Source organism: Qipengyuania sp. JC766 (assembly GCF_040717445.1).
Taxonomy (GTDB): Bacteria; Pseudomonadota; Alphaproteobacteria; order Sphingomonadales; family Sphingomonadaceae; genus JC766.
This window is the reverse complement of sequence record NZ_JBFEFL010000001.1, coordinates 353427-378282: the sequence shown is the minus strand read 5'-3', so window position 1 is coordinate 378282 and position 24856 is coordinate 353427. Positions and strand designations below refer to the sequence as shown.

General features: G+C 63.6%; 21 protein-coding genes. 14 read left to right on the top strand and 7 right to left on the bottom strand.

What is annotated here, in order from left to right; genetic code table 11:
- Position 1: 1 nt before the first annotated feature.
- Positions 2–910 (bottom strand): porin family protein, encoded by a 909-nt coding sequence (locus tag AB1K63_RS01900; RefSeq protein ID WP_366958225.1) that lies wholly within the window; start codon positions 908–910, stop codon positions 2–4.
- Here AB1K63_RS01900 and rlmN point away from each other — a divergent pair.
- The 4 genes from rlmN to AB1K63_RS01880 all read left to right on the top strand — a co-directional run bounded on the left by rlmN (position 891) and on the right by AB1K63_RS01880 (position 4513).
- Positions 891–2135 (top strand): 23S rRNA (adenine(2503)-C(2))-methyltransferase RlmN, encoded by a 1245-nt coding sequence (gene rlmN / locus AB1K63_RS01895; protein ID WP_366958224.1) that lies wholly within the window; start codon positions 891–893, stop codon positions 2133–2135. The two genes, AB1K63_RS01900 and rlmN, sit on opposite strands and share 20 nt — an antisense overlap.
- Positions 2136–2148: 13 nt before the next feature.
- Positions 2149–2829, top strand: coding sequence for a spermidine synthase (locus AB1K63_RS01890; protein ID WP_366958223.1), 681 nt, complete (start codon positions 2149–2151; stop codon positions 2827–2829).
- Positions 2830–3005: 176 nt separating this feature from the next.
- Positions 3006–3911: an acyl-CoA thioester hydrolase/BAAT C-terminal domain-containing protein gene (locus AB1K63_RS01885; protein ID WP_366958222.1), complete on the top strand. Its 906-nt coding sequence runs from the start codon at positions 3006–3008 to the stop codon at positions 3909–3911.
- A complete protein-coding gene (locus tag AB1K63_RS01880) occupies positions 3908–4513 on the top strand; it encodes a class I SAM-dependent methyltransferase (protein ID WP_366958221.1) in 606 nt (201 codons plus the stop codon). The genes AB1K63_RS01885 and AB1K63_RS01880 overlap by 4 nt, the downstream gene beginning before the upstream one ends.
- A 16-nt stretch (positions 4514–4529) precedes the next feature.
- Here AB1K63_RS01880 and AB1K63_RS01875 read toward each other — a convergent pair whose 3' ends face one another.
- Positions 4530–5756: an amino acid permease gene (locus tag AB1K63_RS01875; protein WP_366958219.1), complete on the bottom strand. Its 1227-nt coding sequence runs from the start codon at positions 5754–5756 to the stop codon at positions 4530–4532.
- A 271-nt stretch (positions 5757–6027) separates the two neighbouring features.
- Here AB1K63_RS01875 and AB1K63_RS01870 point away from each other — a divergent pair, with 271 nt between their 5' ends.
- The 6 genes from AB1K63_RS01870 (at position 6028) to AB1K63_RS01845 (ending at position 12504) form a co-directional block, all read left to right on the top strand.
- Complete coding sequence (locus tag AB1K63_RS01870) at positions 6028–6792, top strand: SDR family oxidoreductase (RefSeq protein ID WP_366958218.1); 765 nt, start codon at positions 6028–6030, stop codon at positions 6790–6792.
- Complete coding sequence (locus AB1K63_RS01865) at positions 6789–7517, top strand: cytochrome b/b6 domain-containing protein (protein ID WP_366958216.1); 729 nt, start codon at positions 6789–6791, stop codon at positions 7515–7517. Before AB1K63_RS01870 ends, AB1K63_RS01865 begins: the two co-directional genes overlap by 4 nt.
- Positions 7514–8272 (top strand): molybdopterin-dependent oxidoreductase, encoded by a 759-nt coding sequence (locus tag AB1K63_RS01860; RefSeq protein ID WP_366958215.1) that lies wholly within the window; start codon positions 7514–7516, stop codon positions 8270–8272. Before AB1K63_RS01865 ends, AB1K63_RS01860 begins: the two co-directional genes overlap by 4 nt.
- An 81-nt stretch (positions 8273–8353) precedes the next feature.
- Positions 8354–9673: a cyclopropane-fatty-acyl-phospholipid synthase family protein gene (locus tag AB1K63_RS01855; RefSeq protein WP_366958214.1), complete on the top strand. Its 1320-nt coding sequence runs from the start codon at positions 8354–8356 to the stop codon at positions 9671–9673.
- Between the two features lie 96 nt (positions 9674–9769).
- Positions 9770–10999, top strand: coding sequence for an argininosuccinate synthase (locus AB1K63_RS01850; protein ID WP_366958212.1), 1230 nt, complete (start codon positions 9770–9772; stop codon positions 10997–10999).
- A 923-nt stretch (positions 11000–11922) separates the two neighbouring features.
- On the top strand, positions 11923–12504 hold the full coding sequence (locus AB1K63_RS01845; protein ID WP_366958211.1) for a septal ring lytic transglycosylase RlpA family protein: 582 nt from the start codon (positions 11923–11925) through the stop codon (positions 12502–12504).
- 30 nt (positions 12505–12534) lie between these two features.
- Here AB1K63_RS01845 and AB1K63_RS01840 read toward each other — a convergent pair whose 3' ends face one another.
- Complete coding sequence (locus tag AB1K63_RS01840; protein ID WP_366958210.1) at positions 12535–13638, bottom strand: hypothetical protein; 1104 nt, start codon at positions 13636–13638, stop codon at positions 12535–12537.
- Positions 13639–13937: 299 nt separating this feature from the next.
- On the opposite strand from AB1K63_RS01840, the gene AB1K63_RS01835 reads away from it, so the two are divergent.
- Positions 13938–14570, top strand: coding sequence for a hypothetical protein (locus AB1K63_RS01835; protein WP_366958209.1), 633 nt, complete (start codon positions 13938–13940; stop codon positions 14568–14570).
- A gap of 257 nt (positions 14571–14827) precedes the next feature.
- On the opposite strand, the gene AB1K63_RS01830 is transcribed toward AB1K63_RS01835, so the two are convergent.
- From AB1K63_RS01830 to uvrA, 3 genes are all read right to left on the bottom strand, one after another.
- The gene (locus AB1K63_RS01830) at positions 14828–16522 is read right to left on the bottom strand and encodes a hypothetical protein (protein ID WP_366958208.1); all 1695 of its coding nucleotides are present in this window, start codon (positions 16520–16522) and stop codon (positions 14828–14830) included.
- Positions 16488–16802 carry a hypothetical protein gene (locus tag AB1K63_RS01825; RefSeq protein WP_366958207.1) on the bottom strand — a complete coding sequence of 105 codons (315 nt, stop codon included), beginning with the start codon at positions 16800–16802 and terminating at the stop codon, positions 16488–16490. The genes AB1K63_RS01830 and AB1K63_RS01825 overlap by 35 nt, the downstream gene beginning before the upstream one ends.
- Before the next feature lie 119 nt (positions 16803–16921).
- The gene (gene uvrA / locus AB1K63_RS01820) at positions 16922–19849 is read right to left on the bottom strand and encodes an excinuclease ABC subunit UvrA (RefSeq protein ID WP_366958206.1); all 2928 of its coding nucleotides are present in this window, start codon (positions 19847–19849) and stop codon (positions 16922–16924) included.
- 233 nt (positions 19850–20082) lie between these two features.
- Between uvrA and AB1K63_RS01815 the strand changes: the two genes are divergently transcribed.
- The 3 genes from AB1K63_RS01815 (at position 20083) to AB1K63_RS01805 (ending at position 24057) form a co-directional block, all read left to right on the top strand.
- Complete coding sequence (locus AB1K63_RS01815; RefSeq protein WP_366958204.1) at positions 20083–20688, top strand: SDR family oxidoreductase; 606 nt, start codon at positions 20083–20085, stop codon at positions 20686–20688.
- A 139-nt stretch (positions 20689–20827) separates the two neighbouring features.
- On the top strand, positions 20828–21652 hold the full coding sequence (locus tag AB1K63_RS01810; protein ID WP_366958203.1) for a lysozyme: 825 nt from the start codon (positions 20828–20830) through the stop codon (positions 21650–21652).
- A 137-nt stretch (positions 21653–21789) separates the two neighbouring features.
- Positions 21790–24057 carry a M3 family metallopeptidase gene (locus AB1K63_RS01805; RefSeq protein ID WP_366958202.1) on the top strand — a complete coding sequence of 756 codons (2268 nt, stop codon included), beginning with the start codon at positions 21790–21792 and terminating at the stop codon, positions 24055–24057.
- 49 nt (positions 24058–24106) lie between these two features.
- Here the strand turns inward: AB1K63_RS01805 and AB1K63_RS01800 are convergent, their stop codons facing one another.
- Positions 24107–24799 (bottom strand): hypothetical protein, encoded by a 693-nt coding sequence (locus tag AB1K63_RS01800; protein WP_366958201.1) that lies wholly within the window; start codon positions 24797–24799, stop codon positions 24107–24109.
- Positions 24800–24856: the final 57 nt, after the last annotated feature.

Here is a 24856-nt window from a genome sequence, read left to right as displayed (position 1 = left end):
ATTAGAAGCGGACGCCGACGCCGGCCATGATCTGGTGGCGGTCGAGGTCGATATCGACGCGGCCGCCATCGGGCAGGTCGCTGTCGTCGAAGTTAATCTCGCCTTCGGAGTAGTTCGAGTAGCGGTACTCGACCTTGATGAAGGCCTGCTCACTCACGGCGTGCTCGATACCGGCACCGATGCGGTAACCGTCGCTGTCGAAGTTCGTGTCGAAGTCGTCACCGTCGGCGTCGACGACATTGAAGCGGGCATTGGTGTAGCCGCCCTTGGCGTAGAGCAGCGTGTCGCCGCCGATCACCGTGCCGACGCGCGCGCCGACATAGAGGTCACGGCCCGCTTCAACCCGGCCGAGGCCGAAACCTTCGAAATCACCGTCGTCGTTGAATTCGACTTCGGCACTGCTGTCAGTGTATTCCGCTTCAACGCCGACCAATGCGCCGCCGGCCGCGAAGTCGAAGCCGACCGTCGCACCGTAGACGAGACCGTCGATATCCTGATCGTTGTCGTCATTGACATCATCGTCCGCTTCGCTGCCGGCACCGGTGGTCGAGTAACCGATATTGGCTTCGACGCGCGGACCGGTGAAAGCGGGGTTGGCGTCCTGGGCGAAAGCCGGGGCCGAAACCGCGAGGGCGGAACCGGCGACCAGCAGGCTTGCGATGTACTTCATTGAAATAACTCCATTGTAGGTGAGCAGCGGCCGGGCGGCGACCGCCGCTCGTGAGACCCAAATGGACAATTCGGCATCCAGTTTCATGAATACCACATAACAAGAAACTGTTGCACGCGCGCAACATCCTGTCATCCGGATGAACGCACGTTTCGCCGCTTGCTCGGGAACCGAATGCGACGGATGGAAATTTGCGCGGCCGCCTGCTATATGACGTCCCATGCCCGACACGACGCTCATGCCCATCCCGGGTCAGATCGACCCGGTTCCCGTCGCGCGCGACATCACGCCGCGCGAAGATGGCCGCGTGGACTTGATCGGCCTGCCGAAGGACCGCATCCGCGAACTGTTTGCCGAAGCCGGACTGGACGCGAAACAGGCAAAGCTGCGCGCCAAGCAGGTATTCCACTGGCTTTACCACCGCGGCGTCACCGAATTCGAGGCGATGACCGACATCGCCAAGACCATGCGGCCCTGGCTGGCGGAACGTTTCGTCATCGGCCGCCCGGACGTGGTCGAAGCGCAGCACAGCACGGACGGCACGCGCAAATGGCTGCTGCGCACCAGCGACGGGCACGAATTCGAAATGGTCTTCATCCCGGACGAGACCCGCGGCACGCTGTGCGTGTCCAGCCAGGTCGGCTGCACGCTCAATTGCCGGTTCTGCCATACCGGCACGATGCGCCTGGTGCGCAACCTGACGCCGGGCGAGATCGTCGGGCAGGTCATGCTGGCGCGCGATGCGCTCGGCGAATGGCCCAAGGGCAAGATGGATTTCGCGGACGAGGAAACGGAAGCCGCCTATACCAGCGACGGTCGCCTGCTGACCAACATCGTGATGATGGGCATGGGCGAGCCGCTCTACAATTTCGACAACGTCAAGGGCGCACTCAATCTGGTGATGGACGGCGACGGACTGGCCCTGTCGAAGCGCCGCATCACCCTTTCCACCAGCGGCGTGGTGCCGATGATGGAACGGTGCGGGCAGGAAATCGGCGTCAACCTCGCCGTCTCGCTCCACGCTGTGACCAAGGACGTGCGCGACGAGATCGTGCCGCTCAATCGCAAGTACGGGATCGAGGAACTGCTCCAGGCTTGTGCCGACTATCCCGGTGCCAGCAACGCCCGTCGCATCACCTTCGAATACGTCATGCTGGACGGCGTCAACGATAGCGACGAGGACGCACGCGAACTGGTCCGCCTGTTGCGCGAATACGACCTGCCGGCCAAGGTGAACCTTATCCCCTTCAACCCCTGGCCCGGTGCGCCCTACGCCTGCTCCACGCCGGAGCGCGTGCGGCGCTTTTCGGAAATCGTCTTCGAAGCCGGCATCAGCGCGCCCGTACGCACGCCGCGTGGCCGAGATATCGATGCCGCCTGCGGCCAGCTGAAGACGGCCGCGGAAAAGAAGAGCCGCGCGGACCGAGATCGCGAAGCCGCCCTCGCCGCCGCGCCGGCGGCCTGATCCGGCTGGCCCCATGCTGCCGCGCGAAACCCTCGCCGTCGCCGACATCCCCGGCGGCGAAACCCTGACCCTCGTCAGCCATGGCCGCGACTTTGTCGTGATGCTGGGGCGCGACGAGCTGATGGGGACGCGGATGCAGTTTTCCGAAGAGCAGCTCGCCGAACTGACGCTCGACCGGATTGCCGCGCCGCGCCCGCGCGTGCTGATCGGCGGCTACGGCCTCGGCTTCACCTACCGCGCCGCGCTCTCGCGCGTTCCGGAAGGCGGCAGCGTCACCGTGGCGGAAATCGTGCCCGAAATCCTCGACTGGGCCGCTGGCCCGCTCGCGCATCTGACGGGCGATACGCTGGACGATCCGCGCGGAGACATCGTCATCGCGGATGTCGCCGCCCTGATCGACGATGCGATCGACGGAACCTGCAAGCTCTGGGACGCAATCCTGCTCGATGTCGACAACGGCCCCGACGGGATCGTGCGCGACGGGAACGACCGGTTGTACACCCGCACCGGTCTCGCCCGCGCGCGCGACGCGCTCAATCCGGGCGGTATTCTCGCCGTGTGGTCCGCCGCGCCCGATCCCGCCTTCGCCCGCCGCCTGCGCGATACCGGCATGGCCGTGGAAGAACGCACCGTCCGCGCCCGCCCCAACAACAAGGGCCCGCGCCACACGATCTGGTTCGCCGTCCGGCAGTAGCATTCGGGCGTTAATACCGCGCTGGAAGGACCGCACTTGAAAGACGGCCCGGCAAGTGTAATACCTCTCTAATACACCAGAGGGAGACCGGAGCCATTTTCAGACATATTGCAACTGCGTTCGCGGCGTTCGGCCTTCTCCTCGCAGCGCCAGCCGCCGCCGAACCGGGTCCACCGGTGTCGGCCAACGAAATCATGGTCGGCGATACGCTGCCCTACGCCTATTTTGCGACGCCCGAGGGTGACGGACCGTACCCGGTGATCATTCTGCTCGGCGGAAGCGAAGGGGGCGATATGGGCTCGCGCGGCGCGGCGCCGCGGTTCCTGGCGGAAGGCTACGCCGTCCTTGGCATTCCTTATTATTCCCCCGGCTACCTGCCTCCGGAACGGCAATTGCCAGACCTGCCCGAAGCATTCGACGCCATACCGCTCGAAAAGCTGGCTATCGCGCGCGACTGGCTGCTCGCGCGCAAGGACGTGAAGGCGGACGGGATCGGACTTTACGGCGTGTCGAAGGGAGCGGAATTCGCTCTTGCTGGTTCGAGCAGAATCGACGGATTCGCCGCAGTGGCCGCCATCGTGCCGAGCGACGTGGTATGGGAAGGCTGGGGTCCCGGCATTGGCCCGGACGAAGTCAGCAGCTTTTCCTGGAATGGAGAACCCCTGCCCTACGTCCCCTATCTGGGGATGGAGGAGGAGTTCCGGAAATATGCCATTCCCGGTGCGGTCGTCCGGCTGCGCACACCGCAGGATGCGGGACGGCGCGCCAATCCCGGCAGGGTGCCGGCGGCCCGCATCCGGGTCGAGGATATCGACGAGCCGGTTCTGGTCGCCGGCGGCGACGCGGACGACACATGGAATTCCGGCGCGATGGCGCAGAACATTGCTGAACGAAGGGCCGAGGCGGACCCGGACCTGCGAACCGTCGCTTTGATCTATCCAGACGCCGGCCATGCCCTGTCCGGCAGTGGCGTACAGCGCACCGAAGGCACGTTCCGGTACGACGAAGCCTCGTTGGCGGCGCAACAGGAAATCTGGCCTGCCACGCTCGCCTTCTTTGCCAGGCACCTGAAGGGCGAATGAGCACCGATCCGGCCACCATTCGTTACTATCAGGAGAACGCCCCGCACTATGTCCTGAGCTTTGCGCAGGGTCCCAGCCGGCACTTGGACGCTTTCCTCGACAGGCTGGAGCCCGGTGCACGGATTATGGAACTGGGCTGCGGCGGGGGACGGGATTCGGCGCATATCGCACGGCGCGGCTTCGGTCTCGATGCGACCGACGGGACGCCGGGCATGGTGCGCAAGGCGAACGAACGGTTCGACGTCGGCGCGCGCGTGATGCTGTTCGACAACCTCGATGCCCGCGAGCAGTACGATGCGGTCTGGGCCCATGCCTGCCTGCTCCATGTCGGACGCGCCGACCTTCCCGGGGTGCTGGCGCGGATCCACCGCGCGCTGCGACCCGGTGGCTGGCATTTCGCGAACTACAAGCTGGGCGATGCCGATCATCCAGACGAGGGACGCGATCCGCTCGGCCGCCTGACCAATTTGCCCGACGAGGCATGGCTGGAAGACACCTACAGGAAAGCGGGCTTCGCCATCGCCGCGACCGAGCGCTACCCCGGCAAGGGCGCCGACGGCGTCCAGCGTGACTGGTACGCCCTGACCCTCCGCAAGGAATGAGCGCGCAAGCCCGTACTCAGTGCCCCGCGCTTCCGATGCCGGTCACCCACAGAACCACTTGTCCGACCAGCGCCAGCGCGCAGAAGATCATCCCCAGGACCGGGACGATCCGCCACACGTTCGGGACCCCTTCGGGCTGATCCTGCTTCTTCAACCTGTGCAGCGCGGCATTCGCAATCACGAAGACCAACAGGATGGCAAGGCTGGTACCGCTGGCCAGCGTCTTCAGTGGAAGGAACAGGGCGAGCGCGAGTACGATGCCCGCGCAAACCAGAGTTGCCAGCACAGGCGTGTTCGTCCGTTCGTTCACTCTCTCCATCGCCAGCGGCATCACGCTGCGCCCGTCGCGAGCCATGTCCATCATCATGCGGCTCGACGCGATCATCTGCGCCAGCGCGCCGTTCACGATGACGAACAGGCTGGCGATGGCGACCGGCATGGCGGGCCAGCCCTTACGCACCACCGCTTCCACCAGAGGCGCTTGTGCGTCCGAAATCGCTTCCGTCGCGTTGCCTCCGACCAGCGCGGCCGAGACGGCGAGGTAGAAGACGAACACGATGAGCAGCGAGAAGACGATGGCTCTCGGCAGGGTCCTTTCCACGTCGCGGACTTCTTCCGCCGTCTGGCCCATGTCGCCGAACCCGATGAAGCTGTAGACGGCCAGGAACGCGCCCGCGAGGATCGCAGTCGCGGATCCCGCGCCCCAGCTATCGGCATTCGCGATGGCGGCCGGTGCCGCAATCATGTCCGCGCGCGTGACCCACAGAACGAACAGCAGCGTTCCTATGCCGACAAGGGTCGTGACCGTCATGAACCATGCGCTCTGCTTGATGCCGACGGTTGCCACCGCGCCCAGCAGCAGGACGAGAACCGTCGTCGCGATCTGTCCTTCTATCGACACGAAACTGTCCAGATAGCTGACGAAACCGGTGACGATGGTGGCCGCCGACACGAGGTTGGCGACTATCAGCAGCCAGCCGCTGGCACTGGCGAGGAAACCTTCCCCGAATGCGCGCGCGGCATATTCCATAGCGCCGCCCGCATCGGGTATGCGTGCGCCGAGTTCCGCAAAGGTGAGAGCGGTGGTGAACGCGACGAGTGCCGCGGCGAGGTAGGCGATCGGCGCGAGCGTGCCTGCTTCTCCGATGACTTCGCCGATCACCACGAAAATCCCTGCGCCAAGGATTGTGCCGGTGCCGTAAAAGGTAAGGCTCGCCAGCCCCATGGAACGCTTGAGGCCCATGTGTTCCCCATCTGCTGATGCCGATACTCTCGTGCTGGCAAGGAAAGCGAGCGGACGTTGTTCCGGTGGAACCGGCCATCCTATCCGATGTTAGCGTGAAGGTGTTCCCGACTTCGCCCTTTCCTACATCGCGCCGGTATGCTCCAGTGTCGCGCATGACCCGCGCGCCTACCCTTCCCGACATTGCACCACCGGTCGCGGAGAGGCCCGGTTTTTTTGCTCCTGGACTGTGGTCCATGCGGTCCATGTCTCGTCTTTCGGGAGTGGTTTCGTGACCCGGCCGGCAGTCCTAGTGACCGGCGGGGCGAAGCGAATCGGGGCGGTGCTGGCGCGCGCCTTTGCCGACGAGGGGTGGCACATCGTCATCCATTACGGCACCAGCGAAGACGCGGCGCGCGAGCTGGCGGACGAACTGCCGTCGGCCCGCATCGTCCAGTGCGACCTTCGCGACGGGGACGCTGCGGAAGCGATGGTAGAAGGCCTGTCGCACGAGCTTGCCGACTGGCGCTGCCTGGTGAACTGCGCCGCCGTATTCGACCCCGACGACGTGGCGGATCTCGATCCGGACACAAGCGAAAAGGCGATGCAGGTCAATGCCCTCTCCCCGGTACGCTTGGCGCAGGCCTACCTCCGCGCCGCCAAGGCTTCGGCCGGGCGGCGGGTGATCCAGTTCCTCGACCAGAAGATCGCCAACCCCAATCCCGACTTCTTCAGCTACACCATGGCGAAGCACGCCGCCGCAGGCGCGGTTCCGATGCTGGCGATGGGAGCGACGAAGGATGCGGATCGCATCTACGGCCTGGCGCCGGGCGCGATCCTCGCGAGCCACGACCAGAGCGAGGAAGAGACCGAGATCTCGCACCGGCTCAACCCGCTCAAGCGCAAGACCGGCGCGAACGAGATCGCCAGTGCCGCCCTGTTCCTCGCGCACGGACACCTCGCGGACGGCGAGACGCTGTTCGTCGACAGCGGGCAACACCTGCTGGCGCAGGACCGCGACGTGATCTACCTTGCGCGGCGGGGAGAGACGCCATGACCGAGGCCGTCGCAGGCAGCACCATCGATGTACCGCGCGAAGCGCCCGACGCTCGGTCGCGAAAGCGCCATCGCCTGTCCACCCGCATCTGGCACTGGGTGAACCTGTGGGCGGTGGTGGTGCTGTTCATGTCGGGCCTCAACATCTCGAACGCGCACCCGTATCTCTACTGGGGCCAGTGGGGCTTCGCGCCGGAACAGGCATGGCTTGCCGTCCCGCGCTTCCCCGGCTGGATGACCATTCCCGACTATTACAGCCTGTCCGCTGCGCGCGACTGGCACTTCCTCGCCGCATGGGTCTTCTCGCTCGGCCTGCTCGCCATGTGGATCGCCATGCTGGCGAACCGCCATTTCTGGCAGGACCTGCGTACCCGGCCCGAGGAATGGCGTTCGAAGGCGATCGCGCGCGACATCGTCCAGCACCTGAAACTCAACTTCGATCACGGCGCAGGCAAGTACAACTTCCTCCAGAAGCTCGCCTACGGCCTCGTGCTCGGCGTGCTGCTGCCCGGCATGATCCTGACAGGGATCGCCATCAGCCCGGGTATGGAACCGGCCTTCGGCTGGATGGTGGACCTGATGGGCGGGCGCCAGTCGGCACGCTCGTTCCACTTCCTGTTCGCCTGGGGCATCTTCGCCTTCTTCGTCGTCCACGTCCTGCTGGTGCTGCTGTCCGGCCCGATCGGCCAGATGCGCGCCATGATCTTCGGGGGGAAGGAGCCATGAACGATTTCGGCAGAACCGGTCGCCGCGGCGTGCTGGCGGGCATGTCCGCCCTATTCCTCTCGGCCTGCTCCAAGGTCGGCGAAACGCAGGCCGGCAAGGCCCTGCTGAAGGGCGCGCAGACGTGGCACAAATACGCCAATCGCGCGATTGCCGGGCGCGAGGCGCTGGTCCCCGAATATCCGCGCAGCGCGATCTCGCCCTTCTTTCGCGGAAACGGGTCGACCGATCCGCAGAACGGCGATTACCAGCAACAGGCGGCAGCCGGCTTCGCCGACTGGTGCCTGGAAGTGCGCGGCATGGTGGATCGCCCGATGTCGCTCGACATGGATCAGATACGGGCCCTGCCCCAGCGGACCCAGGTGACGCGCCACGATTGCGTGGAAGGGTGGAGCGCGATCGGCGAATGGACCGGGCCGCAACTCTCGACGATCCTCGATGCGGCGGGCGTGCGCGAAGGCGCGCAATTCGTCGTCTTCCGCTGTGCCGACAATCTCGGCGGCAGCGACTATTACGAGAGCGTCGACATGATCGATGCCTACCACCCTCAGACGATCGTCGCGCACCTGCTCAACGGGGAGCCGTTGCCGATCCGCAACGGAGCGCCCTTGCGGATGCGGGTCGAAAAGCATGTCGGGTACAAGCATGCCAAGTACCTCACCGCCATCGAACTGGTGGATACGCTGGACGGTATCGGCGACGGCGGTGGCGGATACTGGGAAGATCGTGCCGGTTACCAGTGGTATGCCGGCATGTGAGCTCCGCCGGCGATTGACACCGGCCGACCCGAACCGCCAATTGACCCCGAAACCCGAACCAAGGAGGCAAGGCCCCCCATCATGTGGCTGCTCGACAAGTTCCTGAAGCGCGCGATCCATACCGGTCACCTGGTCGTCACCGACCATGACGGAACCTCTCACGAATACGGCAATCCCGGCGAGACACACGACAGTCGCGGTCCCCTGAAGATCAGGCTGACGAACAAAAAAGCCGCCGGACACATCGCGCGCTATCCGCAACTCGGTGCGGGCGAAGCCTACATGTGGGGCTGGCTGGTGGTGGAAGAACCGCACGACATCCGCGATCTGGTGCTGTTCGTCACAGCCAATACCAAGCGCGAAGGCGACAGCGCGATCCAGCCGCAGACCCGCTTCGCGCGCATCCTTCAGAAAGTCGGCGCGCGGCTCGACAGCGTCAATCCGAAGGACAAGGCGCGCAAGAACGCAGAGCATACTTACAATCTCACGCGCGAACTGTACGAGCGTTTCCTCGACGAGGACCGCCAGTACACGATGGCCTATTACCGCGAGGATCCGGAGAACACGTCGCTGGAAAAGGCCCAGATGGACAAGAAGGCCCATCTCGCGGCGAAGATGTACCTCAAGCGGCCTGAGGACAATGGCGGCGTGCCCATGAAGGTGCTCGATATCGGCTGCGGCTGGGGTGGGTTCGCGCTTTACCTGCACGAGATGTACGGGTGCGAAGTGACCGGCGTCGCGCTCGCACCCGACCAGATCGCGTTCTGCAACGAGCGCGCCGAGGCCGCCGGGGTCGCGGACAAGGTGAAGTTCCACCTCATGGACTACCGCGATGTCGAGGGTGAATTCGACCGGATCAGCTCGGTCGGCCTGCTCGAGCATGTCGGCAAACCGCACTACCCCGTTTTCATGGAGCATACCCATCGCCTGCTGAAGCCCGATGGCGTCATGATGAGCCATTGTTGTGGCCGCGCGGGCCCTCCGGGTGCCACCGATGCATGGACCCGCAAGTACATCTTCCCGGGCGGCTACATCCCGGCCCTTTCCGAACTCGTCACGGCCAGCGAGCGTGCCGGATGGCAGGTGATGGATGTAGAGGCGATGCGCTTCCACTACAGCCATACGCTGGAGGAGTGGTACAACCGCACGGTCATGCATCGCGAAGAGATCGTCGAGATGTACGACGAGGTCTTCTACCGCATGTGGCAGTTCTACCTTGCCGGTGCCGAACAGGCCTTCCGCAACGGCGCGCTGGTCAACTGGCAGGTCATCTACGTGAAGGATCGCACCGCCATTCCGATGACCCGCGATTTCATCCAGGAGGAAAGCGCCAGCTTGCGCGAACGCGGCGCCGTCCCGTCTTGGCGCTTCGATCCGATGTTGAAGCAAGCAGCGGAGTAGCCTGCCGCCAAGATTCACGGGCGCTGCCCGACAAGGTTCGCGATTGCGTCCCGTCCGGAGCGCTGATAGCCGCGCCGGCGAAACAGGAGTGCAGGCATGTCGGACATTCGGAAAGTCGTCCTCGCCTATTCGGGCGGACTCGATACCAGCGTGATAGCCAAGTGGCTGGAAGTCGAACGCGGGCTGGAGGTCGTCACGTTCACTGCCGATCTCGGTCAGGGCGAGGAGATCGAGCCCGCACGCCAGAAGGCCCGGGCGATGGGTATCCCGGACGAACACATCTACATCGAGGACCTGCGCGAGGAGTTCGTGCGGGACTTCGTCTTTCCGATGATGCGCGCCAATGCCCGCTACGAAGGCGACTACCTTCTCGGCACGAGCATAGCGCGGCCTCTGATCTCCAAACGGCTCGTCGAGATCGCTCATGAGACCGGCGCCGACGCAATCGCCCACGGCGCGACCGGCAAGGGTAATGATCAGGTCCGCTTCGAGCTAAGCGCCTATGCTCTCGATCCGGACATCAAGGTCATCGCGCCGTGGCGCGAATGGGACCTTACCAGCCGCACCGCGCTGATTGCATGGGCGGAAAAGCACCAGATCGCCGTTCCCAAGGACAAGCGCGGAGAAGCGCCCTTCTCTACCGACGCGAACCTGTTGCACACGTCCAGCGAAGGTCTTGTGCTGGAGGATCCGTGGGAAGAGACGCCGGACTACGTCTATTCCCGCACCGACCATCCCGAAGAGGCGCCTGACGAGCCGGAATACATCACCATCGGTTTCGACAAGGGGGACGGCGTCGCCGTGAACGGCAATGCCATGAGCCCTGGCACCTTGCTCGCGGCGCTGAACGATCTCGGTCGCAAGCACGGCATCGGCCGGCTGGATCTCGTCGAGAACCGCTTCGTCGGCATGAAGAGCCGCGGGATGTACGAGACGCCCGGCGGCGAGATCTACGCCCGGGCCCATCGCGGGATCGAGCAGCTGACGCTCGATAGGGGCGCGATGCACCTGAAGGACGAGCTCATGCCGAAATACGCGGAGCTCGTGTACAACGGTTTCTGGTTCGCTCCGGAACGGGAGATGCTGCAGGCGGCGATCGACCACAGCCAGCAACTGGTCACCGGCGAGGTTCGCCTGAAGCTCTACAAGGGCCTCGCCAGCGTCGTCGGGCGCCGTGCCGATGTGAGCTTCAACCTCTACAGCCAGGACGTCGTCACTTTCGAGGACGATGCGGGCAGCTACAACCAGCGGGATGCCGAAGGCTTCATCAACCTGCAGGCCCTGCGCCTCAAGCTAATCGGCCGGCGACGCAAACCACGCAATTGAGCCAATTGTGTCGCGAGTTGGTTCGCACGCGCAACAAAGGTTCACTCTCTTTCTCGCACGCGCACAAGAGTTATCCACTCTTGTCCACCGCGAATTCCGGGGAAAGTGGATAAGTCGGTCTTGCATCCCTTGCGCAACTCGGTCGGTGGACGCATTCTCGGGACATCGAACAGGCCAGAAACGGTCTTCGATTGAAGGTCTAACCACCTGATAGCGAAGGCAATTTCGAACCGGTTCGGCGTGAAGACATCTGTCCAGGCGATGTTCGAGGACGGACCGTGACACGGGCTTGCCCGGACGCGGAACGGCCGATCGAGAGGGTCGCCAAGCATGTCGACACGGGCCGGATGTCCGGTCGGACTTCGAGGCACGGGGAAGACTTCGGTCGGAACCATGCCGTTCGAGAAGACCGGCCGCCAGGATGTTCGGTCTCGGGCCCCTTGCCGGGGAACGCACGGTCTTCGGACTGTGCGGGAACCGAGAGGACCCGGATGCCGGCGCGAGCGCCGGTGACAGAACCGCTGCCCTGCCCTCGTGGCAAGAGCGCGGGAAAACACCGGGCGCCAAGCGCTCGTCGGACGGTTCGCCGGAAGACGGGACCACGCGACGGTGAGAGTGGGGTCGGTAGCGATACCGGCCCCATTTTCTGTGTCAGCCCCCCTCATTCACGAGCGTCTACCCGCCGGTTCATCCGCGGAATCGTGGTTCCGGATGGGCGAATCGAGGACCACCGAGGCATCGATTCGCTGCCGATTCCCGGGTCGGAACCACCCTTTCGGCACCCTTCGAAACTACGCGATACCTCGTTTTCGCCTCATTTAACGGACGAGTCGTTTCTGACCGTCGGTGAGCCGAGGAGGCGGTTTGGAACCGTCAACCTTCCGCCCGTAAAGCCCCGTTCGAATTTGGATGGGAACACTTCCATGACCGATTACTCCACCCGGGCGCGGATGCGCATGTTGCTTGCCATCGGCGCGCTGACCTTCGCGGTCCCCGCGAGCGCCGCCCTGGCCGAAGCGACCGACGATGCCACGACCGCCGTGCCGGCGCTGCCGTCGCCCGCGGACCAGTCCGCGGCGATCGACACCATGCCCAGCGTCGAGGAGAGCTTCGACGCGTTCGAGACGCTGCCGCCCGCGCCCGAGGCGTCCGGCAACGAAGTCGACCTCGAGACGATCGAAGTGCCAGTGGAGCCCGAAGTCACCACCCAGCGCTCGCTCGGCAGCGGCATCGCCTCCTATTACGGCAAGCGCTTCCACGGCCGCCGCACGGCCAATGGCGAGCGGTTCGACATGAATGCCATGACCGCCGCGCACAAGACGCTGCCCTTCGGGTCGAAGGTGCGTGTGACCAACAAGCGTACCGGCAAGAGCGTGATCGTGCGCATCAACGATCGCGGGCCTTTCGTACGCGGCCGCCATATCGACGTGAGCCGCGCCGCGGCGACGGAGATCGGCCTGATCGCCACCGGCCACGCCTCCGTCGATCTCGAACTCGTCAGCTGACGTGCGAGGGGGCCCTGAGGCCCCCTTCCCCTACAGCAGCATGATCCGCGGTCCGGGCGGCAAGTCCGGATGCGGCTCTGCGGAACGCGCCGCGTCGGCTGCGGCCTCGCGCACGGCCGCTTCGTACCGGGCCGCGTCCTCGGCGTAGCCTTCGTCCTCGCACGCATCGTCGTAATCGGTGGCGTAGGGGTCTTCGGCCGTGTCCTGCGTCTCGGTCTCCTCTTCGGGCGCCTCCCCGTCGGGCGCGTCGCCCTCCGAGTCCTCGCCCTCCGCGTCCTCGTCTTCAGCATCGTCCGACCTGGCCACAGCCTCGAGCTCGGGCAGCCAGACGTTGTTGTGGTACTCGAACGTGCGATAGTCCGATCCGACGCGCCACCACTCGGGATCGCCCGCCAGGAAGGCCTCAGCCTGGCACTCGAACACCTCGTCCGCATCCCCCAGCGCCGACAGGCGCGGCGCGTGGGGCGGGCGTTTGGCGTCCATCTCGTCCTCGAGGTCGGTGTCGTCCCCGTTCCCGTCCGTTTCCGGCTCGTCTCCGGGCCGGGGTCCGGGAGACATGGACCGCCTGGACCAGTGTCCTGGGGGTAAATTCCCGGCCCCGGCCTCGCCATCGGGCCCGGACCCGGCACCACCCGCTTCGTCCGCCGGGGCAGGCGTGTCGGGCGCCAGGTCCTCGCCCCTGCCGAAGCGTTCCAGCATGCCGTCGAAATCCTCCGCCAGCGCGTTCGCCCCGGCCTGTTCCGCCAGCCGGTCCAGCCGGCCGAGATGGGCGAGCAGCAGCCTGTCGGAATAGCGGACGCGCTCGTCCACCTGCTCGCCATGGTAGAACACCTTTTCGGTCACGCCGTTCAGCGCACGGTCGGCCAGCTCGCCTTCCGCATGGGCCCGCGCAGCCAGCAGCGCCGCGTCCCACGCTCGCCGGAATGCCGGCGTGGAGCAGCGCGCGCGATAGGCGCTCTGGTGGGATGTCCCGGCCCGCCGCGCAGCCGACCGGACGGAGCCGCTGGTCGCCAGCGCCTCCAGGAACACGATCTGCGCGGCCGTGCCGAACTGCGTCTGCGCCGCGCGCGTAACGTCCGCCGGCAGCGCCTGGACCAGCGCGGGGAGGTTTGCGGTATGGGAAAGATCGGTCATCGGTTCACCTGTCGATGGTTTCAGGGGAACCGGACCAGATATACAGGACGGGGCGTGTAGGACAGGATTTTCGTGCGGCGCGGGAGAGGATGCCCTTTGCGACGTCACCCCGGCCCCCGAGCCGGGGTCCCGCTTCCTTCCAATGCCGCCCTAGAAGTAGCGGGACCCCGGGTCAGGCCCGGGGTGACGTGAAAGCGCGAAGGCACCCGAACCGCGCACAACGCTTCCCCTCCCGCTTGCCAAACGCGCCGATCCGGCGGACTATGCCGCACCAGCCACGCCATGGGGGGCGCGTAGCGATGCCGGGTTTCAATTTCCTGTTCGAGGCTTTCATACTGCTGATGGGCCTTGCCATGGCAGAGGTGCTGCGCGGCTTCGCCCGCGTGCTGAAGCTGCGCGCGCGGCGCAAGGCGGGGATCGATCCGGGGATGGAGCGCATCCATATCGGCTGGCTGACGCCACTGCTGGGCTTGCTGGTGATTGTGGACCAGTCCACCTTCTTCCTGCACATGTACGGGTACCGGGACCTTATGCCGTTCAACGGCGGCACCGTGCTGGGCATATTGCTGGCCTTCGGCTGGTATTACCTAGTGGCCAGCATGACCTTCCCGGATGAGCCGGACGACTGGCCGGACTTCGACGTCTGGTTCTGGCAACAAAAGCGTTTCGTCGTCGGCGGGGTGCTGGGCGTCAACGTCCTCGGTACGATCGCGACCATGGTTTTCGTAACGGCGGAAAAGCAGCAGGAAATCGCAGCGTCCCTGACCCCCCAACAGGCGATCGCAAGCATGGTCGCCATGCTCTCCATCATCCCGATGATTTGGTTGTTCTTCTCGAAATCGAAGCGTGTGTGCTTGACCCTGCTGTGGCTTTATATCGGACTGACTGTTGGTTACGGGATGATCGTGTTCACGACCGTGCATCCGGGGTGAGACTTACTCGGTTTTGATCGCCGACCGTCGGAAGCCGGATCCTTCCTGCGGCACCGTCCGCCGCCGATGATCGGAAAACCGCTTGCCATGGCGCGCTCGGCGCGATGACCGTTGACCTTCCACGGGTTTACGCCGCTTGCACCCAGTTCGGACGATGCGCGCACGGCCACTCATGATGCATGGGGATCAGCTTTTTCTCCCGCCGGCTGCTGGCGACGGGGCCGGCATAGCTAAGCCGCGTAGTGGCTTTAGAAACTTTACGATGAAATTTCGTTAGGGTCTGTTCCAACAAGCAAAACCTGTAGTTTCCTAACTGCTTTAAAAACGCCCCTAGACACAATTTCTTGTAAAGAGAGGTCCTTCGCCAACCCCATCAAAGAAACTAGGGACCATAACGAAATAGCGATCGCGACAGCAATGACAGCTATGTTGTTGTCATCGATGAGAGGCAAGTTCACCCCCGGCACACTTTCCAGAAGCAGATATCCCGCTGAGGCGAGAACCAAATACACAATCGCTCTTCCAATTTTGTCTGAGATTGTCTTGGCTTTAAGAGACAAGCGCGCCGAAGTCTCTCCAAGCGCTTCAGATTTGCCTTCCGCAAATCCTTTGCCCCTTTCCTCCTCGCGAATCTTATCCGCAGCTTCTCGCGCATCCCGTACGACATCAGCAGTGCTAGTTGAACGCAAAATAGCGACATTTCCAAGAGACTTTTCGGACGCGATCTGCCTAATACTGCTCGAAAAAAGAGCGTCGGTGAGCATCAAAGAGATCTCGTCTTTGCCATACTGTGCGACCTTGTTAAGTAGTTCTTGATTCCACCCTTCTTCGGGAACTGCAGCACTGTAGCAATCGGCTATCAGTTGCGCGCTTACCCTTGAGGAATCGAAGGCAACCCCTTTCGCAAGCCACGCGATTGTCGTTACTTGAGTCATGGTTTGAAATGGATTCAAAGTACGGGCAGGCAAAAGTCCGTTTTCTTTTAAAAAAACCCTTGCATGTCGCACTAATCCCGTGTTGTGAGTAACGAATATAGTACCACTCTTAAACAAGTCTGTGGAGGATTTTCCTCTCCGCAGACGCAGCGTCAAAGCAAGGCTTGCGGCATCAGCCTCAGCGGCATTTTTGGTAGTGCCCCAACCTATACCCCCGTGCCCGAGCCGATTTTTGAAGGCAACTTCGTCGATCTGGTGCTCATCTCCCGACCGATCTTCGTACGAAGCGGGATGTTCGGTGGCTCCTAAGTCACTATAAAGGATGCGATCCGGCGCAGTTTTAAAGGTGGTTAGATCAGCAATGCTGAGCTCGCCCTTGCGAAAAGCCTCTTCCGTCTCGGGGCGAAGGGGCTCTCCAAGCTTTCGTTGAGTTATTATGTAATCGACGTTCGCAAGAAGTTCGTTATAGGAATGCCCGTAATAGAAAAATTCACAACCCAATGCTGCAAGAGAATCATGCATTTCTCTGGCCGCTTTTTGGATTATCCTACCACAAAAACCGACTAATCTCATCAATACCGGAGCGTCATAGACAATTTGCAGACCCCTTGCATCGACATCGTTCGGTGTATTTTGGATCTTTGTGAGAAAATCGGTTACAAGAACTCCATAGTATATTTTTTCAATAATCTTATATATCTCAGATCCTAAATCGTGATGATGACGGATAAAGTCCGCAACCACCTTATGGTCAGTAAAAATTGGGCTAGCGATTATCGCACGCCCTTTTGTCACATTCCTTTTAAACTTTCGGTCGAACCTTTCCCTAGCAAAGAAATCGATTAACACCTCCGACCAGCTTGCGCCAGAAAGGGGCTCCGCTAAGTCGCGAATATTTGCGTACTCTGCAAGCTGACGCGATACTTGGTCTATTTGATCCACAGACATATCAAGTTCTTCATCAGATGATAGTGTCTGAGGTCTAACATCCGCATACACAGGGATTTTGTACGCCATTCATTTCGACCAAAGCGCCGACTTTTTTCATTGAGTACGTAAGGTCTTCAATCACAAAAAGGGGCAGATTTAGGAAATATTTTTGCGACAAGAATTTTTGCATTTTGTCAGCATCGAATGGCTGGCCTTCGAGCTCACCCGCAGCAAAAATCGTAAAGGGCAGCAGGCAATCCACTGAGGTTCGAGCACCCCGTGCAAACTGCGCACTGATGAACGCAAAAGCGCGCAACTCAGTGGATTGATAAGATGGATCCAAGAAAGTCTTTAAATCAGCAGCCATGCCATCCCCTCAAAAATCTACCTGAGCAAAACGCTAAAAGCTCATGGAAAGTGTATCTAGCAGACCCTTTTAAGGGCAAATATTTTCCAAAGGACAGTCAGCCAACACTTTGTCCGCACTCACTCCGCTGCGGATCGCCCCCGCTCCAACATAGGTTTCAAGTAAGCCCCCGTATAACTCCCGCTGACCGCAGCAACCTCCTCCGGTGTTCCTTCGGCCACCACTTCACCGCCGCGCACGCCGCCATCGGGGCCGAGGTCGAGGATCCAGTCCGCCGTCTTGATGACGTCCAGGTTGTGTTCGATCACCACCACGGAATTGCCCTGCTCCACCAGCCGGTGGAGGACCTCCAGCAGCTTGCGCACATCCTCGAAATGCAGGCCGGTGGTCGGCTCGTCCAGGATATAGAGCGTCTGCCCGGTGCTGCGCCGGGCGAGTTCCTTGGCGAGCTTCACCCGCTGCGCCTCACCGCCCGACAGCGTCGTCGCCTGCTGGCCGACCTTGACGTAGCCGAGGCCCACCTCGTTCAGCGTGTGCATCTTGTCACGGATGGGGGGGACGGCCTTGAAGAACTCCTCCGCATCCTCGATCGTCATGTCCAGCACGTCGGCGATGGACATGCCCTTGAAGCGCACTTCCAGCGTTTCGCGGTTGTAGCGCTTGCCGCCGCATTCCTCGCAGGTGACGTAGACGTCGGGCAGGAAGTGCATCTCGATCTTGATCAGCCCGTCGCCCTGGCACGCCTCGCACCGGCCGCCCTTGACGTTGAAGCTGAACCGGCCGGGCTTGTACCCGCGCGCCTGCGCCTCCGGCAGGCCGGCGAACCAGTCGCGGATGTTGGTGAAGGCGCCGGTATAGGTCGCCGGGTTGGAGCGCGGGGTGCGGCCGATGGGCGACTGGTCGATCTCGATCACCTTGTCGCAATATTCGAGGCCGGTGACCTTGTCGTGCGCGCCGGCGATCACCCGCGCCCCGTTCAGCGTGCGCGCGGCCGAGGCATAGAGCGTGTCGATGGTGAAGCTGGACTTGCCGCTGCCCGAAACGCCGGTGATGCAGGTGAAGGTGCCCAGCGGCAGGGAGGCGGTGACGTTGGCGAGGTTGTTGGCGCGCGCGCCGTGGACCGTCAGCTTGTGCCCGTTGCCCTTGCGCCGCTTGGCCGGGACCGCGATCTCGCGCCGCCCGGTCAAATAGTCCGCGGTGAGCGAGTTCTTCGCCTTCAGCACCTGCTTCAGCGTGCCCTGCGCCACCACCTCGCCCCCGCGCACGCCGGCGCCGGGGCCGAGGTCCACCACGTGGTCGGCGGCGCGGATCGCGTCCTCGTCATGCTCGACCACGATCACCGTGTTGCCGAGATCGCGCAGGCGCTTCAGCGTTTCCAGCAGCCGGTCGTTGTCGCGCTGGTGCAGGCCGATGCTGGGCTCGTCCAGCACGTAGAGCACGCCGGAAAGGCCGCTGCCGATCTGGCTGGCGAGGCGGATGCGCTGGCTTTCCCCGCCCGACAGCGTGCCGCTGGTCCGGTCGAGGTTGAGGTAGTCGAGCCCGACATTGTCGAGGAAGCCCAGCCGCTCGTTGATTTCCTTGAGGATGGCCTTGGCGATCTGGCCCTGCGTGTCGTTCAGGTGCTCCGGCAGGCCAAGGAACCATGCGCGCGCGTCGGCGACGCTCATCTTAGTGGGCGTGGCGATGTCGGTGACGCCTGACGGCCCCGGGATCTTCACTGCCAGCGCCTTTTCGTTCAGGCGCTTGCCGCCACAGGTCTCGCACGGCTGCGCGGTCTGGAACTTGGACAGCTCCTCGCGCATCCAGGCGCTTTCGGTCTGCAGCATCCGGCGGTTGAGGTTGCCGATGACGCCTTCGAACGGCTTGTTGACGGTGTACTGCTTGCGTCCGTCCTTGAAGGTCAGCGGCACGCGCTTGCCCTTAGTGCCGTGGAGGATGACGTCGCGGTTCTCCTCGCTCAGCTCGCTCCAGGGCGTCGTCAGGTCGAAGCCGTACTCGCCCGCCAGCGATTGCAGCACCTGCATGTAATAGGGACTGGGCGGGTTGGACTTGGCCCAGGGCACCACCGCGCCCTTCTTGAGGCTGAGCGCCTCGTTCGGGACTACCAGCTGCGGGTCGAACAGCTGTTTCTCGCCGATCCCGTCGCAGGTCGGGCAGGCCCCCTGCGGCGCGTTGAACGAGAACAGGCGCGGCTCGATTTCCTCGATGGTGAAACCCGATACCGGGCAGGAGAAGCGTTCGGAAAACACGATCCGGTTGGCGGGGATGCCCGCCCCTTTCATCGCACCGCCGCTCTCGCCCTCGTCCTCCCGGCCCGGCACCACGCCGTCCGCCAGGTCCACATAGGCCAGACCGTCGGCGAGCTTGAGCGCGGTCTCGAAACTGTCGGCCAGCCGCGTTTCCAGCCCTTCCTTCACCGCCAGGCGATCGACCACGACCTCGATGTCGTGCTTGAACTTCTTGTCGAGCGCCGGCGCCTCCTCGATCGGGTAGAGCTCTCCGTCGATGCGCACGCGGGTGAAGCCCGCTTTCTGCCACTCGGCCAGTTCGCGCCGGTATTCGCCCTTGCGCCCGCGCACCACCGGCGCGAGCAGATAGAGGCGCGTGCCTTCCGGCAGGGCCATCACCCGGTCGACCATGTTGGACACTGTCTGCGCCTCGATCGGCAGGCCGGTCGCGGGGGAATAGGGCACGCCCACCCGCGCCCACAGCAGGCGCATGTAGTCGTAGATTTCGGTCACGGTCGCCACGGTCGAACGCGGATTGCGACTGGTCGTCTTCTGCTCGATCGAGATGGCCGGCGAAAGCCCGTCGATATGCTCGACATCGGGCTTCTGCATCATCTCGAGGAACTGGCGTGCATAGGCACTGAGCGATTCCACGTAGCGCCGCTGCCCCTCGGCATAGATGGTATCGAACGCGAGGCTCGACTTGCCGGAGCCGGAAAGCCCGGTGATCACGATCAGGCTGTCGCGCGGCAGGTCGATGTCCACACCCTTGAGGTTGTGTTCGCGCGCCCCGCGGACGCTGATCTTGGTAAGTGCCATAGGGGCCGTGTTCCGTTTGTGTTCCGTGATGTCAAGCGCCGGGACGGCCGCTTGTGTCACAGCGCACGGATGCCTTGCGTGGTTCCGTCGCGCCGGTCCTCGCGCCATGTGGTGATGCGGCGTCCATCCGCAAAGGTCCCCCGCGCTTGCGGAACGGCTCGGCGCCCCGCGCGTCGAACGGGCAGAGGCCGCCGACACCCAGACGTCGCGGCAGACATGCAAGGAATTCCGCCATGAAAGTACTCATCGCCGGTGCCACCGGCCACACAGGTCAACGCGTCGTGCGCCAGTTGCAGGACGAAGGACACTCCCCCGTGGCGCTGGTTCGCGAAAGCTCCGACACCAGCGTCCTGCCCGACGATTGCGAGACCCGGCAGGGCGACCTCGCCGATCTCCCGCAAGACGCCTGCAAAGGCATGGACGCGGTTATCTTCGCAGCGGGATCGGGCAGTTCAACCGGGCCCGACATGACCGACACGATCGACCGTGACGGCGCCATCGCGCTGGTCGATGCGGCGCAGGCCGCGGGCGTGAACAAGTTCGTCATGCTGAGCTCCATCGGCGCGGACGATCCCGATCCCGACAGCGACCTGCACCACTATCTCAAGGCCAAGCACGACGCCGATGTGCATCTGGTCGAAAGCGAGCTCGCCTATTCGATCATCCGCCCGGTCTCGCTGACGCAGGAAGACGGGCACCGGCGCATTCGCCTGGGCGAGGAAGTCGAGAAATCCGGCAAGGCGCATCGCGGCGACGTGGCCGCCGTGCTCGTCCGCGCATTGGAAGACCCGGCCTTGGAAAACCGCGCGTTCGACATGGACTCGGTCCCCGAGGAATAGCGGGTCCGCAGTTGCGGGGTCGCGGAGCCGCATCGTGGACACGACGAGTCGTGGACCGATGGCGTGCCCTGACCCGTTGATACACTGAACGGCGGTCGCGCCGACTGTTTGCGTGCCCGTCAAACGCAACAGGAGTACCATGACCCCGCAATCCGCCCGACGCCTCGCCAGTCTGCACGCCAGCCAGAGCCGCACGGCCACGAGCGCGCAAGGCGCGCGCCGGCGCAAGAGAGAGACCGTCAGGCGGGCCTTGCGCCGGGTGAAGGACGAACCGCGCAAGTTCGCAGTCGGTTTCGGCGCGCGCCGTATGGCACGCCGGGAGCGATCCGGACCTGCGCGCCCGTCCAAACGGACACGGGCGGCCATGCTGGTCGGTGGTGCTGCTATGACCGTGGCCGCGAACAGCGCGGTCCCGTTCAACCATGCGCCGGTGTCCGGCGATACGACCATGGTGGATGCCGAAAACTTCCGGGTCCACGCCAGCAAGCTGTCGCCCAGTCCCGAACTGCTCGACGCGATCGTCGCCGAAGAGGGGATGGAACTGACAGTCTATTCCAGTGTGATCGGGAACCCGCTGGTGGGAGCAGGCCATCTGGTGCTGCCGGACGAGGGACTGCGGATCGGCGATACGATCACGAAGGATCATGCCATGCGCCTGCTGAGACAGGATGCCGAGAAGGCGGCACAAGGGGTCCGCGAACTGGTCGGCGACATGCCTCTCTATCAGCATGAATTCGATGCCTTGGTCGACCTTGCCTACAATGTCGGGATCGGGAAGCTCGACGCGGAAGACAGCCCGAGGCTGAACGCAGCGATCGACACGCGGGACCACGCCGCCATTGCGGCGGAACTCGATTACACATCAGCCAAGGGCACGGTGTTCGGCGGACTGGAACATCGCAGCGACCGGCGCGCGCAGATCTTCGCGCACAACGAATACGGCGATACCCGCACCACCGCCTGACCCTTCCCCCGACAGGGGCGGCCAGCCGAAACCGGCAGCGGGCGGGAGATGCTTGCAATTGCAACCAATCTCCCGTTCAGATGCTGTCTGCTACATGGAAAATCATACGCACTCACAGATTTTCGACCGGAGAAACCATGAAAACCCAATTGTTCGCGGCCGTTGCCGCCAGCGCCCTGATGGCAGGATGCACCACGATGGATAACGAAGCCGCGATGGCGGAGACGCTCGGCGAAGCGTCCGACGAACTGGCGCAGGCCGACATCCCCGAAGGCACGGGCTATTTCGCGCAGGACAGCGACCTGCCCTTTCTCGCGCCGGACTTCCGCCAGATTTCCGAGGACGATTATGTCCCGGCCTTCGAGCAGGGCATGGCCATCCAGAAGGCCGAAGTGCAGGCGATCATCGACAATCCCGCCGCGCCCACCTTCGACAACACGATCGTGGCACTGGAAAAGTCGGGCCGGATGCTCGGCCGGGTCAGCCGGGTGTTCTTCGCCCTTACCGGCACCAATACCAACGAACGCCTCGACGCGATCAACACCGACATCAGCCCCAAGCTGTCGGCGCATGGTGACTCCATCACGCTGAACCCGGAGCTCTTCGCGCGGGTCAAGGCGGTGTACGACAACCGCGCCGCGATGAGCATGACGCGCGAGGACGCCAAGCTGCTCGAGACGACCTACGAGAACATGGTCCACGCCGGTGCCCTGCTGACCGACGCCGAGCGCGAGCGGGTGAAAGCCATCAACACGGAACTGTCCACCATCACCACCGAGTTCGGGCAGCAGGCCCGTAACGCGATGAGCGAGCAGACCGTCTTCTTCGACACCCGCGCCGAACTGGCCGGCCTGTCGGAATCCGACATCCAGTCCGCCGCGCAGCTGGCGCAGGAAGAAGGCCAGCCGGGCAAATTCGCGATCGCGCTGCAGAACACCACGCAGCAGCCGCTCCTGCCGAGCATGGAAAACCGCGCCGCGCGCGAAAAGCTATTCAAGGCGAGCTACCACCGCGCCGACGGCACGACGTCTATCGATACGCGCCCGCTGGTCGCGCAGATCGCCCGCTTGCGGGCGGAGAAGGCCGCCCTGTTCGGCGAGCCGGACTGGGCCAGTTACACCATGTACGACCGGATGGTGGAATCGCCGCAGGCCGCGCTCGACTTCATGGGCCAGATGGTTCCCGCGCTCGCCGCGACCCAACGCCGCGAAGCTGGCGTGCTGAACGAGAAGATCCGCGAGGAAGGCGGCAATTTCGAAGTGCAGCCGTGGGACTGGTACCGCTACGCCAATATGGTCAAGGCCGGGCGTTACGAAGTCGATGACGACGAGGTGATGCAGTATTTCCAGCTCGACAAGGTGCTGGAAGACGGCGTTTTCTACATGGCCAACAAGCTTTACGGCCTCAGCTTCGAACGTCGTACGGACATCCCGGTCTACCACCCGGACGTGTGGGTCTACACCGTTCGCGATGCGGACGGCTCCGACATGGGCCTGTTCTACTTCGACCCGTTCCAGCGCCCGTCCAAGCGCGGCGGCGCGTGGATGAGCAATTTCGTCGACCAGAGCTATCTCTGGGACACGAAGCCGGTGATCTACAACGTGCTCAATATCCCGAAGGCACCGGCGGGCGAACCCCAGCTGGTCAGCTTCGACTGGGTCAACACGACCTTCCACGAATTCGGCCATGCGCTGCACGGCTTCTTCGCGGACCAGAAGTACGAAAGCCTCTCGGGCACCGCCACCGCGCGCGATTTCGTGGAATATCCCAGTCAGGTCCACGAGATGTGGATGACCTACCCCGAAGTGCTGCGCAATTACGCCAAGCACCACGAAACGGGCGAGACCATCCCGGCCGAGCTGGTCGAGAAGCTGGAAGCGGCGAGCAAGTTCAACCAGGGCTACGATTTCGGCGAAGTCGTCGAAGCGGCGCTGCTGGACATGCGCTGGCACGCGCTGTCGGCCGACGAGGCCGCGGCTATCAGCACGCCGGCCCAGGTGTCCGCTTACGAGGACAGCGCGCTGCGCGACCTTGGGCTGGAAGTCGACCTGGTGCCGCCGCGCTACCGGACGACCTACTTCAACCACATTTTCAGCTCGCCCGCAGGCTACAGCGCTGGCTATTACAGCTATCTGTGGACGCAGATGCTGGACCATGACAGCCGCAACTGGTTCCTGGAGAACGGCGGCCTGACCCGCGCCAACGGCGATCGCTACCGCGAAGCCGTGCTCAGCAAGGGCGGCACGATGGACTATGGCGAAATGTACCGCAACTTCGCCGGACGCGATCCGGACGTGCGCTACATGCTGTCGGCGCTCGGCCTGATCGGCGGCGAAGGCAGCCAGCAGGGCAGCGGCACGGAAGCCAGCGACGGCGCGCTACCGCCGCGGACGACTGGCCAGTAAGACGATCGACGGAAGCGCCGGATCCGCGATCCGGCGCTCCTTTCCGTCACTAGTAGAAAATATCGCCGCGCGGCATTTCGCCGAAAGCGGTTCCGACGGTGCAATCGCCGTTTTCCTGCGCCTTTTCGACCGCGGCCATGATGTTGTTCATGTCCTTGATGATCCCGGCCATGAACGCCGCGGGGATCCGGTAATCCGCCCACGGGCTTTCGAACCCTTCTGCCGTCTCGAAGGTCCAGTCGCCCGCGCCGAAAAGATCGGCAGTCTCTGTCGGTTCGAGGAGCACCAGCGCCCCGCCATCGGACAGGAAGCCCGCCCCGTCGACGACCTTGTCCCCCACGCTCCAGCGCATGAAGGGCTTGGGCTTGCGTTTGTAGGCCGGGTGGTCGGGATCGGTCCCTTGGAGCTGGCGCGACTTTACATGGATCCACTGGAGGCCCGGCGCGCGTGCCCCGGCGCCGTCTTGCGGCGGCAGGCTGCCTTGCGCGAGGCCGAGCGTGACCTTCACCACCCCTTCCGCCCGGTCGGAATGCGCGTTCACGATCGGCGCCTCGATGGTCATGCGCAGTTCCGTCGCGAGACCCGGCGCATCGCCGAAGCGGACCCGCCGCGCATGAACCGCCCCGCCGACCCCATCGCCGATCGAGAAATTCATCCGGTTCTTGTATTCGCATGGTGGAACGGGTGCCGCCTGTGCCGCACCCTCCGCATTACCCGAAGCCTGAATGAGAAAACCGGCCATCAACGCCGTTGCAAACATGTGTGTACCCCCGTCTTTTCGACGTTCTACAAAGACGGC